This window comes from Streptomyces sp. NPDC059477, from assembly GCF_042749375.1.
Classification (GTDB): domain Bacteria; phylum Actinomycetota; class Actinomycetes; order Streptomycetales; family Streptomycetaceae; genus Streptomyces.
Genome location: NZ_JBHYUG010000002.1, coordinates 171,783 through 185,215, shown reverse-complemented (window position 1 = coordinate 185,215; position 13,433 = coordinate 171,783). Strand labels below are relative to the sequence as shown.

The 13,433-nt window shown below is 70.5% G+C and carries 10 protein-coding genes; 9 read left to right on the top strand and 1 reads right to left on the bottom strand.

Features of this window, described 5'->3' with window-relative positions:
- The first annotated feature begins 40 nt into the window (after positions 1 to 40).
- The 9 genes from ftsW (at position 41) to ACFXAZ_RS01900 (ending at position 8,773) form a co-directional block, all read left to right on the top strand.
- Positions 41 to 1,399, top strand: a complete 1,359-nt coding sequence (gene ftsW / locus ACFXAZ_RS01940; protein WP_384583551.1) for a putative lipid II flippase FtsW — start codon at positions 41 to 43, stop codon at positions 1,397 to 1,399.
- A gap of 6 nt (positions 1,400 to 1,405) precedes the next feature.
- Positions 1,406 to 2,503 (top strand): undecaprenyldiphospho-muramoylpentapeptide beta-N-acetylglucosaminyltransferase, encoded by a 1,098-nt coding sequence (gene murG / locus ACFXAZ_RS01935; RefSeq protein ID WP_382692116.1) that lies wholly within the window; start codon positions 1,406 to 1,408, stop codon positions 2,501 to 2,503.
- A 35-nt stretch (positions 2,504 to 2,538) separates the two neighbouring features.
- Positions 2,539 to 3,330, top strand: a complete 792-nt coding sequence (locus ACFXAZ_RS01930; RefSeq protein ID WP_384583547.1) for a cell division protein FtsQ/DivIB — start codon at positions 2,539 to 2,541, stop codon at positions 3,328 to 3,330.
- A 276-nt stretch (positions 3,331 to 3,606) separates the two neighbouring features.
- The gene (gene ftsZ, locus ACFXAZ_RS01925) at positions 3,607 to 4,794 is read left to right on the top strand and encodes a cell division protein FtsZ (RefSeq protein ID WP_384583544.1); all 1,188 of its coding nucleotides are present in this window, start codon (positions 3,607 to 3,609) and stop codon (positions 4,792 to 4,794) included.
- The gene (pgeF, locus tag ACFXAZ_RS01920; RefSeq protein WP_384583541.1) at positions 4,791 to 5,519 is read left to right on the top strand and encodes a peptidoglycan editing factor PgeF; all 729 of its coding nucleotides are present in this window, start codon (positions 4,791 to 4,793) and stop codon (positions 5,517 to 5,519) included. Before ftsZ ends, pgeF begins: the two co-directional genes overlap by 4 nt.
- Before the next feature lie 6 nt (positions 5,520 to 5,525).
- Positions 5,526 to 6,245, top strand: coding sequence for a YggS family pyridoxal phosphate-dependent enzyme (locus tag ACFXAZ_RS01915; RefSeq protein ID WP_384583538.1), 720 nt, complete (start codon positions 5,526 to 5,528; stop codon positions 6,243 to 6,245).
- A gap of 129 nt (positions 6,246 to 6,374) precedes the next feature.
- A complete protein-coding gene (locus ACFXAZ_RS01910; protein ID WP_384583535.1) occupies positions 6,375 to 7,016 on the top strand; it encodes a cell division protein SepF in 642 nt (213 codons plus the stop codon).
- 60 nt (positions 7,017 to 7,076) lie between these two features.
- Positions 7,077 to 7,361, top strand: a complete 285-nt coding sequence (locus tag ACFXAZ_RS01905) for a YggT family protein (protein WP_384583532.1) — start codon at positions 7,077 to 7,079, stop codon at positions 7,359 to 7,361.
- Between the two features lie 53 nt (positions 7,362 to 7,414).
- The gene (locus ACFXAZ_RS01900) at positions 7,415 to 8,773 is read left to right on the top strand and encodes a DivIVA domain-containing protein (RefSeq protein ID WP_384583529.1); all 1,359 of its coding nucleotides are present in this window, start codon (positions 7,415 to 7,417) and stop codon (positions 8,771 to 8,773) included.
- A gap of 358 nt (positions 8,774 to 9,131) precedes the next feature.
- Here the strand turns inward: ACFXAZ_RS01900 and ileS are convergent, their stop codons facing one another.
- On the bottom strand, positions 9,132 to 12,278 hold the full coding sequence (ileS, locus tag ACFXAZ_RS01895; protein ID WP_384583526.1) for an isoleucine--tRNA ligase: 3,147 nt from the start codon (positions 12,276 to 12,278) through the stop codon (positions 9,132 to 9,134).
- Positions 12,279 to 13,433 lie beyond the last annotated feature (1,155 nt).

Genomic DNA, 13,433 nt, shown 5'->3' with positions numbered 1-13,433 from the left:
CGGGTGACGCGCATGTGGCTGAGGTCAGGAGGAGCCGGTCATGTCCGGTAGCCGTACGGGTCGTCCTCCGGTGCAGCGGGCCGCCCGGCGCCCCGCCGCCCCCCACCCCCCGCGCGAGAACCCTGTGCGGCGGCTGCACACCCGCGCCCGCCGGGCCTGGGACCGGCCGCTGACCGCGTACTACCTGATCTTCGGCGGCTCGCTGCTGATCATCGTGCTGGGTCTGATGATGGTCTACTCGGCCTCCCAGATCACCGCCCTCCAGATGTCCCTGCCGGGCTCCTACTTCTTCCGCAAGCAATTGCTGGCGGCGGCCATCGGCGGGGTTCTGCTGTTCGCGGCGGCCCGTATGCCGATCAAGCTGCACCGGGCGCTCGCCTACCCGATCCTCGCCGGGGCCGTCTTCCTGATGGCGCTGGTGCAGGTGCCCGGGATAGGGGTCGCGGTCAACGGCAACCAGAACTGGATCGCCCTCGGCGGCTCCTTCCAGCTCCAGCCCAGCGAGTTCGGCAAGCTCGCGCTGGTGCTGTGGGGCGCCGATCTGCTGGCCCGCAAGCAGGACAAGAAGCTGCTCGCCCAGTGGAAGCACATGCTGGTGCCGCTGGTCCCGGTGGCCTTCATGCTGCTCGGGCTGATCATGCTCGGCGGCGACATGGGCACCGCGATCATCCTCGCGGCCATCCTGTTCGGCCTGCTGTGGCTGGCCGGCGCCCCCACCCGGCTGTTCGCCGGGGTGCTGTCGATCGCCGCGCTGCTCGGGGTGATCCTGATCAAGACCAGCCCCAACCGGATGGCCCGGCTCCAGTGCATCGGCGCCACCGAACCCGGCCCCGGCGACAGCTGCTGGCAGGCCGTCCACGGCATCTACGCGCTGGCCTCCGGCGGACTCTTCGGTTCCGGCCTCGGGGCCAGTGTGGAAAAATGGGGGCAACTCCCCGAGGCCCACACCGACTTCATCTTCGCCGTCACCGGTGAGGAACTGGGTCTGGCGGGGACGCTGTCGGTGCTCGCCCTGTTCGCCGCTCTAGGCTATGCGGGCATTCGCGTGGCCGGCCGCACGGAGGACCCCTTCGTCAGGTATGCCGCGGGAGGCGTGACCACCTGGATCGCGGCCCAGGCCGTGATCAACATGGGTGCGGTGCTCGGCCTGCTGCCGATCGCCGGTGTCCCGCTCCCGCTGTTCTCCTACGGGAGATCCGCCCTGCTGCCGACCATGTTCGCCATCGGACTCATGATCACCTTCGCGCGTGAGGAGCCCGGTGCGCGAGCGGCGCTTGCCATGCGGCAACCCCGCTTTGGTAAAAAGCGGGCGGGAGGCGCCATGCTGGAGCAGGGGCCTCGAAGATGGAACACGATGCGACGGCGTGCCTCGGCGGCGCGTACGTCCGGAGAGCGGTGAATTTCGGTGCATGTCGTACTCGCCGGTGGGGGGACCGCCGGCCACATCGAGCCCGCGCTCGCCCTCGCGGACGCCCTGCGCAGGCAGGATCCGACCGTGGGCATCACGGCCCTGGGCACGGAGCGCGGGCTGGAGACCCGGCTCGTGCCCGAGCGCGGCTATGAGCTGGCGCTGATCCCGGCGGTCCCGCTGCCGCGCAAACCGACACCCGAGCTGATCACCGTCCCGGGCCGGCTGCGCGGCACGATCAAGGCGGCCGAGCAGATCCTGGAGCGCACCAAGGCGGACGCGGTCGTCGGCTTCGGCGGCTATGTCGCGCTGCCCGGCTATCTCGCCGCCAAGCGGCTCGGGGTGCCGATCGTCATCCACGAGGCGAACGCCCGCCCCGGCCTGGCCAACAAGATCGGCTCGCGCTACGCGGCCCAGGTCGCCGTCTCCACCCCGGACAACAAGCTGCGCGGCGCCCGCTACATCGGCATCCCGCTGCGCCGCGCGATCGCCACCCTGGACCGGGCCGCCGCCCGCCCGGAGGCCCGCGCGCTGTTCGGCCTGGACCCCAACCTGCCCACCCTGCTGGTCTCCGGCGGCTCCCAGGGCGCCCGCCGGCTCAACGAGGTGGTCCAGCAGGTCGCCCCGTGGCTCCAGCAGGCCGGGATCCAGATCCTGCACGCGGTCGGCCCGAAGAACGAACTGCCGCAGGTGCAGCAGATGCCGGGAATGCCCCCGTACATCCCGGTAAGTTACGTGGACCGGATGGACCTCGCGTACGCCGCGGCCGACATGATGCTCTGCCGCGCGGGCGCGATGACCGTCGCCGAACTCTCCGCCGTCGGGCTCCCCGCCGCCTATGTCCCGCTGCCCATCGGCAACGGTGAACAGCGGCTGAACGCCCAGCCGGTGGTCAAGGCCGGCGGCGGTCTGCTGGTCGACGACGCGGAACTGACCCCCGACTGGGTGCGGGAGAACGTCCTGCCCGTGCTCGCCGACCCGCACCGGCTGTACGAGATGTCCCGCGCCGCCGGCGAGTTCGGCCGCCGGGACGCCGACGAACTGCTCGTCGGCATGGTGTACGAGGCGATCGCCGCGAGCCGGGCACGCCGCTAGCAACCGGGTGCCCGGGTAGGTGAAAGGCAGGAAGCGTGGCCGGACCGACCACCGCCGAGCGCGGGGAACGCCAGCAGGAGTCGTCCGGCCCGCCGCTCCGCAGGCGCAGAGCACTCCGGCTTCGTACGATCATCATTCTCGCCGTCGCCCTCGCGCTGTCGGCCGGGGGCGGACTGTGGGTGCTGTACGGCTCGCAATGGGCGCGGGTGGAGCGGGTGTCCGTCACCGGCACCCGTGAACTGACGGAGGGGCAGGTCACCGAGGCGGCCGGCGTACCGGTCGGGGAGCCGCTGATCTCCGTCGACACCGATGCCATCGAGGCCCGGCTCAGCCGGGAACTGCCGCGCATCGACACCGTGGACGTGGTCCGTTCCTGGCCGCACGGAATCTCCTTGAAGGTGACCGAGCGCACCGCCGTGCTTCTCGTCGAGAGCGACGGGAAGTTCGTGGAGGTCGATGACGAAGGCGTCCGGTTCGCCACGGTTTCGAAGGCGCCGAAAGCCGTTCCGCTGCTGGAACTGACGCTCTCCCGGTCGGGTTCGGCGGCGGCCAGTCTGCGCCGCTTCGACGAGGGCCGGCTGATGCGCGAGGCGGTCCGGGTGGCGGGGTCCGTCCCGGCGGCCGTGGCGCGGGACACACAGGTCGTCAAGGTCCGTTCGTACGACGACATCTCGCTGGAGCTGAGCGGGGAGCGCACGGTCGCGTGGGGAAGTGCGGAGAAAGGGAGCGCGAAGGCGCGTACGCTCACGGCTCTGATGAAAGCGGAGCCGGACGCCCGGCACTTCGACGTGAGTGTGCCCACCGCCCCCGCGTCATCGGCGAGTTGACGCGCATCCGCCCAGTTCAGCACCCTGGTTGGGCAGCGCTATGGCTGATCACATAGGGTGAAAAGAAAAACGGGAGGTTCGGCGTGTTCGTTGAACGGGCGCCACTTGTCGACTTACTGTCCTGTTCAGAAGACTTCAGGGAACAGGCACACTGGTAACCCTAAACTTCAGGGTTAGGGTTCGGGTCGGCGAAACGGACCGTCCCATTCGGCATCAGTCACCGGAGCGCGAAGACCGCGAGACGGCGACACGTAATCGAGGCGAGAGGCCTTCGACGTGGCAGCACCGCAGAACTACCTCGCAGTCATCAAAGTCATCGGTGTCGGCGGCGGTGGTGTCAATGCCATCAACCGGATGATCGAGGTCGGTCTCAAGGGCGTCGAGTTCATCGCCATCAACACGGACGCGCAGGCGCTGTTGATGAGCGACGCCGACGTCAAGCTCGACGTGGGCCGTGAACTCACCCGCGGACTCGGCGCCGGAGCCAACCCGGCCGTCGGCCGCAAGGCGGCCGAGGACCACCGCGAGGAGATCGAGGAGGTCCTCAAGGGGGCCGACATGGTCTTCGTGACGGCCGGCGAGGGTGGCGGCACCGGCACCGGCGGCGCCCCCGTCGTGGCCAACATCGCCCGCTCCCTCGGCGCCCTGACCATCGGCGTGGTCACCCGCCCGTTCACCTTCGAGGGCCGCCGCCGGGCCAACCAGGCCGAGGACGGCATCGCCGAACTCCGCGAAGAGGTCGACACCCTCATCGTGATCCCCAACGACCGGCTGCTGTCCATCTCGGACCGCCAGGTCTCCGTCCTCGACGCCTTCAAGTCGGCGGACCAGGTACTGCTCTCCGGCGTCCAGGGCATCACCGATCTGATCACCACACCGGGTCTGATCAACCTCGACTTCGCCGACGTCAAGTCGGTCATGTCCGAGGCCGGTTCGGCCCTGATGGGCATCGGCTCGGCCCGCGGCGACGACCGCGCGGTGGCCGCCGCCGAGATGGCCATCTCCTCGCCGCTGCTGGAAGCCTCCATCGACGGCGCCCGGGGCGTGCTGCTCTCCATCTCCGGCGGCTCCGACCTCGGCCTGTTCGAGATCAACGAGGCCGCCCAGCTGGTCAGCGAGGCCGCGCACCCCGAGGCCAACATCATCTTCGGTGCGGTCATCGACGACGCCCTCGGCGACGAGGTCCGGGTCACCGTGATCGCGGCCGGCTTCGACGGCGGCCAGCCGCCCGCCAAGCGCGACCTCCTCGCCTCGGCCTCCGCCAAGCGCGACGAGCCCACCCCGGTACGGTCCTCCGACAGCCGCCCCTCCTTCGGCTCGCTCGGCAGCGTCAAGCCCAAGGAGGAGCCGGCGCCCGCGCCGGAGCCGGTCGCCGACCTGCCCACCTCCCCGCCGGTCCCGCCGTCGCGGAGCTACTCCGACAGCGCGATCGAGGAACTGGACGTGCCGGACTTCCTGAAGTGATAGGACAGCGCGAGAGCGTGAGCGGCGCGCACTTCGCCTTCACCGACCGGTGGGGCGGGGTGAGCGCCGCTCCGTATGAGGAGCTGAACCTCGGCGGCGCGGTCGGCGACGACCCCGGATCGGTGCGCGTCAACCGCGAGCTGGCCGCCAAGTCGCTGGGGCTCGACCCCTCCCGCGTGGTCTGGATGAACCAGGTGCACGGCGACGCCGTCGCCGAGGCCGACGGACCCTGGGGCGAGCGCCCGGTGCCCGAGGCCGACGCGCTCGTCACCACCCGGCGCGCACTGGCCCTCGCGGTACTCACCGCCGACTGCGTACCCGTCCTGCTCGCCGACCCGGTCGCCGGGGTGGTGGCCGCCGCGCACGCCGGGCGGCCGGGGCTGGTCGCCGGGGTGGTCCCCGCGGTGCTCCGCGCGATGACCGAACGTGGCGCCGAGCCGGGACGGATCGTCGCCCGCACTGGTCCCGCCGTGTGCGGGCGCTGCTACGAGGTGCCCGAGCCGATGCGCGCCGAGGTCGCCGCGGTGGAACCGGCGGCGCACGCGGTGACGAGCTGGGGCACTCCCGCGGTCGATGTGGCTGCCGGAGTGCACGCGCAGCTCGCCCGGCTCGGGGTGTGCGACCGGGCGCAGTCGCCGGTGTGCACGCGGGAGTCACGCGACCACTTCTCGTACCGCCGGGACCGGACCACGGGCCGGCTCGCGGGCTATGTCTGGCTGGACTGATAGGGCATGACGGACCGTAGGAGCGAACTCGCCGCGAATCTGGCGAGGGTTCAGGAGCGCATCGCCGCCGCGTGTGCCGCGGCCGGGCGCGCGCCGGGCGAAGTGACCCTGATCGTGGTCACCAAGACCTATCCGGCGAGCGATGTGCGCATCCTGTCGGAACTCGGTGTGCGCGATGTCGCGGAGAACCGCGACCAGGACGCGGCACCCAAAGCTGCGGAATGCTCGGATCTGCCCCTGAAGTGGCACTTTGTCGGACAGCTCCAGACCAACAAGGTGCGCTCGGTGGTCGGTTACGCGGATCTCGTGCAGTCGATCGACCGGTCCCGGCTGGTGACGGCGCTCTCCAAGGAGGCGGTCCGGGCCGGGCGCGAGGTGGGGTGCCTGATCCAGGTGGCCCTCGACGCGGACGCCGGCGGCCGGGGGGAGCGCGGGGGCGTGGCGCCGGAGGGAATCGAAGAGTTGGCCGATCTCGTCGCCGGATCGCCGGGGCTGCGGCTCGACGGGCTGATGACCGTCGCCCCGCTCACCGGTGCGTACGCGGGGCGGGAACACGCGGCGTTCGGGCGGTTGATGGATTTGTCGACCGACCTGCGCCGGACCCATCCGGCTGCCACCATGGTCTCGGCAGGGATGAGTGCGGACCTTGAGCAGGCCGTGGCGGCCGGGGCGACACATGTGCGCGTCGGTACGGCGGTACTCGGAGTCCGCCCCAGGCTCGGGTAACGTCGCCAAGAAGTCGGACCACAGCAGAAAATATGGTCATTACCGCCGAAAGGCGGGCGCAACGACCTCGTGGATCGCGGGCACTTGGCAGTCGTCAGTCGATCCACCACAGAGCGGAGGACTCAGAGCATGGCCGGCGCGATGCGCAAGATGGCGGTCTACCTCGGCCTCGTGGAGGACGACGGGTACGACGGCCGGGGCTTCGACCCCGATGACGACTTCGAGCCCGAACTCGACCCGGAGCCCGAGCGTGACCACCGACGGCACGAGCCGTCCCGTCAATCCCACGCGGCACATCAGTCCCAAAGGGACGAAGAGGTGCGAATCGTCCAACCGCCCGCGCCTCGCGAGCCGGTGGGTCGATCCGCTTCGCTCGCCGCTGAATCCGGGCGTCCGGCGCGTATCGCGCCCGTGGCGTCCATCACACAAGAACGTCAGTCCATCGAGAAGAACGCACCGGTGATCATGCCCAAGGTCGTGTCGGAACGAGAGCCGTACCGGATCACCACACTCCACCCACGGACCTACAACGAGGCCCGTACTATCGGGGAACACTTCCGTGAGGGCACCCCGGTGATCATGAATCTGACCGAGATGGATGACACAGACGCAAAGCGACTTGTCGACTTTGCGGCCGGTTTGGTGTTTGGTCTTCACGGCAGCATCGAGCGGGTGACGCAGAAGGTATTCCTGTTGTCGCCTGCTAACGTCGATGTCACGGCGGAGGACAAGGCCCGCATCGCAGAGGGCGGGTTCTTCAACCAGAGCTGAGACGCACGACCGGAACAGCGGTACAACAGAGCACGGACTGGGGAGAGGGAAGCACCGAAAATGCGTGTGGTCCTGGATGTCATCTACATCGCGCTGATGGTGTTTCTCATCGTGCTGATCTTCCGGCTGGTCATGGACTACGTCTTCCAGTTCGCCCGCTCATGGCAACCCGGCAAGGCGATGGTGGTCCTTCTGGAGGCCACCTACACTGTCACCGATCCACCGCTCAAGCTTCTGCGGCGGGTCATCCCGCCGCTGCGTCTCGGGGGCGTGGCGCTCGACCTGTCCTTCTTCGTACTGATGATCATCGTCTACATCCTGATCTCGATCGTGAGCCGGCTGTGAGCGATGTCAACTACCGTCTTGCCGACTGCCGACGACTACGTTGAGGTGAAGAGATGCCGTTGAGCCCCGAGGATGTGCGGAACAAGCAGTTCACGACCGTCCGCCTCCGAGAAGGCTATGACGAGGACGAGGTCGATGCCTTCCTCGATGAGGTCGAAGCCGAACTGACCCGCTTGCTCCGCGAGAACGAGGATCTGCGCGCCAAACTGGCCGCGGCCACCCGAGCCGCCGCGCAGAACCAGCAGAACATGCGCAAGCCCCCGGAGCCGCAGGACCAGCAGGGCGGGATGCCCCAGCAGGGTGGCATGCCCCAGCAAGGCGGGATGCCTCAGCAGGGCGGCATGCAACAGGGCGGGATGCCTCAGCAGGGTGGGATGCCCCAGCAAGGAGGCATGCCGCAGCAGGGCGGAATGCAGCAAGGCGGCATGCAGCAGGGTGGCATGCAGCAACAGGGCGGGATGCCCCAGCAGGGTATGCGAGGGCCCGGCGCTCCGGTGCCCGCCGGCATATCGGGCCCGCCGCAGCAGCAGATGGGTGGCCCCATGGGTGGCCCGCCCCAGCTGCCGAGCGGTGCGCCGCAGCTCCCCGCCGGCCCCAGCGGACAGGGCCCGCAGGGTCCCGGCCCGATGGGCCAGGGTCCGATGCAGGGACAGATGGGCCAGGGCCAGATGGGCCAGGGTCCGATGCAGGGACAGATGGGCCAGGGCCAGATGGGCCAGGGTCCGATGCAGGGCCAGATGCAGCAGCAGATGGGCCCGGGTCCCATGGGCGGTCCGATGGGCGGCCCCGGTATGCCCGGTCAGGGCCCCGGCGGCGACAGTGCCGCCCGTGTGCTGTCGCTGGCCCAGCAGACCGCCGACCAGGCGATCGCCGAGGCCCGCTCCGAGGCCAACAAGATCGTTGGCGAGGCCCGTTCGCGCGCCGAGGGCCTGGAGCGCGACGCCCGCGCCAAGGCCGATGCCCTGGAGCGGGACGCCCAGGAGAAGCACCGCGTCGCCATGGGCTCCCTGGAGTCCGCCCGTGCCACGCTGGAGCGCAAGGTCGAGGACCTGCGCGGCTTCGAGCGCGAGTACCGTACGCGGCTGAAGTCCTACCTGGAGTCCCAGCTGCGCCAGCTGGAGACGCAGGCGGACGACTCGCTCGCCCCGCCGCGCACCCCGGCGACCGCGTCGCTGCCGCCGTCCCCGACGCCTTCCATGGCCCCGGCCGGCGCGAGCGCCCCGTCGTACGGCGGCAACCCGTCGATGGGCGGTGTGCCGAGCCCGGCCGCTCCGTCCTACGGCGGCGGCCAGCAGCAGATGTCCCCGGCGATGACCCAGCCGATGGCCCCGGTCCGCCCGCAGGGCCCCGGCCCGATGGGCCAGGCACCGTCCCCGATGCGCGGTTTCCTGATCGACGAGGACGACAACTGAGCGCCCCGTAGGACGGCGTAGCCGTCGGCGGAGTCGCGGTAAGAGGGCGGGCCCCGGATCTTCATCCGGGGCCCGCCCCTTTTACGCGTGTTGCTGAACGATGCGCACCTACGGGACGGCCCCGACCTGCTTCGACTGGCACCCGCGTCTGTCGAAGCGTGTCCGTCCGGCGTGCTTGTGAGGGGCGGGTCACTGGCCACGGGTGTCCATGGCGGGCTGACCGTCCCGGCGTGCTTCGAGCGGCGGGACACTGGCCACCCGTGTCCATCGTGGGGTGACCGTCCCGGCCTGTCTTTGAGGGGCGCGGGGGACTGCGCGACCAGCCCCCACACCCCCGCACCCGCCGATGGCGCCCGGGCTACGCCTTCCGCAGGCGGAACGTGAGCGACAGCCCCTCGTCGGAGAACGGCTCCCCGAAGCCACCGTCATCGCCCTCGCCCTGCGCGAAGTCCGTCGCGAGGACCTCGTCCGCGATCAACCCCGCGTGGACGCTCAGCGCGGCGATCGTCGCCGGGTCGGTGGCGAGCCACCGCAGGGCGATCCGGTCGGCGACATCCAGCCCGCTGTTCTTACGGGCCTCCTGGATCAACCGGATCGCGTCCCGGGCGAGCCCGGCCTGCCGCAGCTCCTCCGTGATCTCCAGGTCGAGGGCGACGGTCGCACCCGCGTCGGACGCCACCGACCAGCCCTCGCGCGGAGTCTCCGTGATGATCACCTCGTCCGGGGCGAGTGCGATGGTCTCGCCGTCGACCTCCACCGACGCCGTACCCTCGCGCAGGGCCAGCGACAGCGCCGCGGCGTCCGCGTCGGCGACGGCCCTGGCGATCTCCTGGACCCGCTTGCCGAACCGCTTGCCCAGGGCCCGGAAGTTGGCCTTGGCCGTGGTGTCGACCAGGCTGCCGCCCACCTCGGACAGCGAGGCCAGCCCCTCGACGTTCAGCTCCTCCGTGATCTGGGCGTGCAGCTCACGGTCCAGGGTGTCGAACCCGGTCGCCGCGATCAGCGCGCGCCGCAGCGGCTGACGCGTCTTGACACCGGACTCCGCGCGCGTGGCCCGCCCCAGCTCCACCAGGCGGCGCACCAGCACCATCTGCCGGGACAGCTCCGGGTCGATGCCGGTCAGGTCCGCCTCCGGCCAGGACGCCAGGTGCACCGACTCCGGGCCGTCCGGGGTGACCGGCACGATCAGGTCCTGCCAGACCCGCTCGGTGATGAACGGGGTCAGCGGCGCCATCAGCCGGGTGACCGTCTCGACCACCTCGTGCAGGGTGCGCAGCGCGGCCTTGTCACCCTGCCAGAAGCGGCGCCGGGAGCGGCGTACGTACCAGTTCGACAGGTCGTCGACGAACGCGGACAGCAGCTTGCCGGCGCGCTGGGTGTCGTAGGACTCCAGGGCCTGGGTCGTCTGGTCGGTGAGGGCGTGCAGCTCGGAGAGCAGCCAGCGGTCGATCAGCGGACGGTCGGCGGGGGCCGGGTCGGCCGCCGAGGGGGCCCAGTTCGACGTGCGCGCGTACAGGGCCTGGAAGGCGACCGTGTTCCAGTAGGTGAGCAGGGTCTTGCGGACGACCTCCTGGATCGTGCCGTGGCCGACCCGGCGGGCCGCCCAGGGGGAGCCGCCGGCCGCCATGAACCAGCGGACCGCGTCGGCGCCGTGCTGATCCATCAGCGGGATCGGCTGGAGGATGTTGCCCAGGTGCTTGGACATCTTGCGGCCGTCCTCGGCGAGGATGTGGCCGAGGCACACCACGTTCTCGTAGGACGACTTGTCGAAGACCAGGGTGCCGACCGCCATCAGGGTGTAGAACCAGCCGCGGGTCTGGTCGATGGCCTCGGAGATGAACTGCGCCGGGTAGCGGGACTCGAACAGCTCTTTGTTCTTGTACGGGTAGCCCCACTGCGCGAACGGCATCGAGCCCGAGTCGTACCAGGCGTCGATGACCTCCGGCACGCGCGTGGCCGTCTTCGCGCACTGCGGGCAGGGGAAGGTGACCGCGTCGATGAACGGGCGGTGCGGGTCGAGGCCAGACTGGTCGGTGCCGGTCAGCTCGGTCAGCTCCGCGCGGGAGCCGGCGACCGTGAGGTGGTCGTCCTCGCAGCGCCAGATGGGCAGCGGGGTGCCCCAGTAGCGGTTGCGGGACAGCGCCCAGTCGATGTTGTTGTTGAGCCAGTCGCCGTAGCGGCCGTGCTTGACCGTGTCCGGGAACCAGTTCGTCCGCTCGTTCTCTTCGAGGAGGCGGTCCTTGACGGCTGTCGTACGGATGTACCAGGACGGCTGGGCGTAGTAGAGCAGGGCGGTGTGGCAGCGCCAGCAGTGCGGGTAGCTGTGCTCGTAGGGGACGTGGCGGAAGAGCAGGCCGCGGGCGCCGAGGTCCTCGGTGAGCTGTTCGTCGGCCTTCTTGAAGAAGACGCCGCCGACCAGGGGGAGGCCGTCCTCGAAGGTGCCGTCGGGGCGGACCGGGTTGACCACCGGCAGGCCGTAGGCGCGGCAGACCTTGAGGTCGTCCTCACCGAAGGCGGGGGACTGGTGGACCAGACCGGTGCCGTCCTCCGTGGTGACGTACTCGGCGTTGACCACGTAGTGCGCCTCGGTGCCCGCGGGGAACTCCACCAGCTCGAAGGGGCGCCGGTAGGTCCAGCGCTCCATCTCGGCGCCGGTGAAGGACTGCCCGGTGGGCTCCCAGCCCTCGCCGAGCGCCTTGGCGAGCAGCGGCTCGGCGACGACCAGCTTTTCCTCGCCATTGGTCGCGACCACGTACGTGACCTCGGGGTGAGCGGCCACGGCGGTGTTGGAGACCAGGGTCCACGGGGTGGTCGTCCAGATCAGGAGGGCGGCGTCGCCGGCCAGCGGGCCGGAGGTCAGCGGGAAGCGGACGTACACCGAGGGGTCCACGACCGTCTCGTAGCCCTGCGCCAGCTCGTGGTCCGACAGGCCGGTGCCGCAGCGGGGGCACCAGGGGGCGACGCGGTGGTCCTGGACCAGCAGGCCCTTGGAGAAGATCTCCTTCAGCGACCACCAGACGGAGTCGATGTACTCCGGCTCCATGGTCACGTACGCCTCGTCGAGGTCGACCCAGTAGCCCATGCGGGTCGTCAGCTCGGCGAAGGCGTCGGTGTGGCGCAGGACGGACTCGCGGCACTTGGCGTTGAACTCGGCGATGCCGTACGCCTCGATGTCCTTCTTGCCGGAGAAGCCCAGCTCCTTCTCGACGGCCAGCTCCACCGGGAGGCCGTGGCAGTCCCAGCCGGCCTTGCGGGCGACGTGGTAGCCGCGCATGGTGCGGAAGCGGGGGAAGACGTCCTTGAAGACGCGGGCCTCGATGTGGTGGGCGCCGGGCATGCCGTTCGCGGTGGGCGGGCCCTCGTAGAACACCCATTCGGGGCGGCCCTCGGACTGCTCCAGGGTCTTGGCGAAGATCTTCTGCTCGCGCCAGAAGTCGAGCACGGCGTGCTCCAGGGCGGGCAAATCGACCTGGGCGGGTACCTGGCGGTACGTCGGCGCTGTCATCTGCGGGCTTCCTCCAACGGACTTTCTGCCTTCCGTCGGAGGGACGAGAGCCTGGCCGGGTCCGGGTGTCGGACCTGCCTTCGCGCCGGCTGCGGCGCGCTCCCGCGGTACCACCCTCCTTGGCCCTCCGGCGCCCGATGCGCGCTCCGGGGAGCCCCCTCATTGGGGTCGCGAGCCGGTTCTACTCGCCGCGGCGGCCTGTGTACGGGGTGTGCTGGGTCTCCGTACGAGAGGTGCTGCGGCTTTCCTCCGGCGGCTCCGGGGTGATCTTCACGTCGCGCTCGCCCCCGGGCTTCCACCGTCCCCGGGTCGCTCTGGGCTGCGTACGCCGCTACTCGTCCCCATCCACGCCTTTCGCTCCGCCCAGTGTACGGCGCCGCACCGACAGCGGACGACCGGATTTCGGGCGGGCCGGCGGGGTGCGGGATGACCCGAATGGCGCGGTGCGGGGGCGGGCGTCCGGGGATGTCCGCGCGGCGGATTCACCCTGCGGGGAGCTGGGCACAACGGATGCGTGCCCGCCGGTGGCGGTGCCGGGGCGGGCGGCTGGGGCGGCGTGCCCCGTTGCCGCGGGACGCAAGTCGATTTATCGTCCCAGCACGATTCGCGCGCGAGATCACGTAGGTGAAGGGGCCGCGGCCATGGTGGCGAAGAAGACCGCCGTACGGGACTCGACGCGTGGTGCGTCGGGGGGTGTGGGGGGCTTTCGCGGCGGGGCGGGTTCTTCGGCGGGTGGCGCGGGTGTTTCCGGTGGCGCGGGCAAGGACGTCGGGGGCAAGAAGCGGGTTTCCGGGGTGCGGGGGAGTGGGGGGTCGGGAGAAGGTGGGGAGGCCGAGTCGGGGGGTGGCGCGTGGGAGTCGGTGAGGAAAGGGACGTCCGCGCGGGCGGTGACAGTCGACAGGGGGGTGGCTGAGGAGGCCACGCCGGTGAAGGAGACCTCGAAGGAACCCCCTGGGGCGAGCGCGGTCGGGAAGGCTGCGGTGAAGAGGGCTGCCGCCGGCAAGGGTGGGGCGAGGAAGGGTGCCGCGAAGAAGGCGGTGGCCGGGAGAACCTCGCCCAAGGCGGTCGCGGGGAAAACGGTCGCCAAGGAGGCGGTTTCCGAGCAGGTCTCCTCCGAGGCTGCCCGCGGGGCCGTCCATGAGGTCGCCCCTGGGA

Bases quoted from the DNA above. Each gene is read 5' to 3' on its own strand.
- ileS (WP_384583526.1), bottom strand. From the start codon at position 12,278: ATGACAGCGCCGACGTACCGCCAGGTACCCGCCCAGGTCGATTTGCCC.
- ACFXAZ_RS01910 (WP_384583535.1), top strand. From the start codon at position 6,375: ATGGCCGGCGCGATGCGCAAGATGGCGGTCTACCTCGGCCTCGTGGAG.
- ACFXAZ_RS01905 (WP_384583532.1), top strand. From the start codon at position 7,077: ATGCGTGTGGTCCTGGATGTCATCTACATCGCGCTGATGGTGTTTCTC.
- ftsW (WP_384583551.1), top strand. From the start codon at position 41: ATGTCCGGTAGCCGTACGGGTCGTCCTCCGGTGCAGCGGGCCGCCCGG.
- ACFXAZ_RS01915 (WP_384583538.1), top strand. From the start codon at position 5,526: ATGACGGACCGTAGGAGCGAACTCGCCGCGAATCTGGCGAGGGTTCAG.
- ACFXAZ_RS01900 (WP_384583529.1), top strand. From the start codon at position 7,415: ATGCCGTTGAGCCCCGAGGATGTGCGGAACAAGCAGTTCACGACCGTC.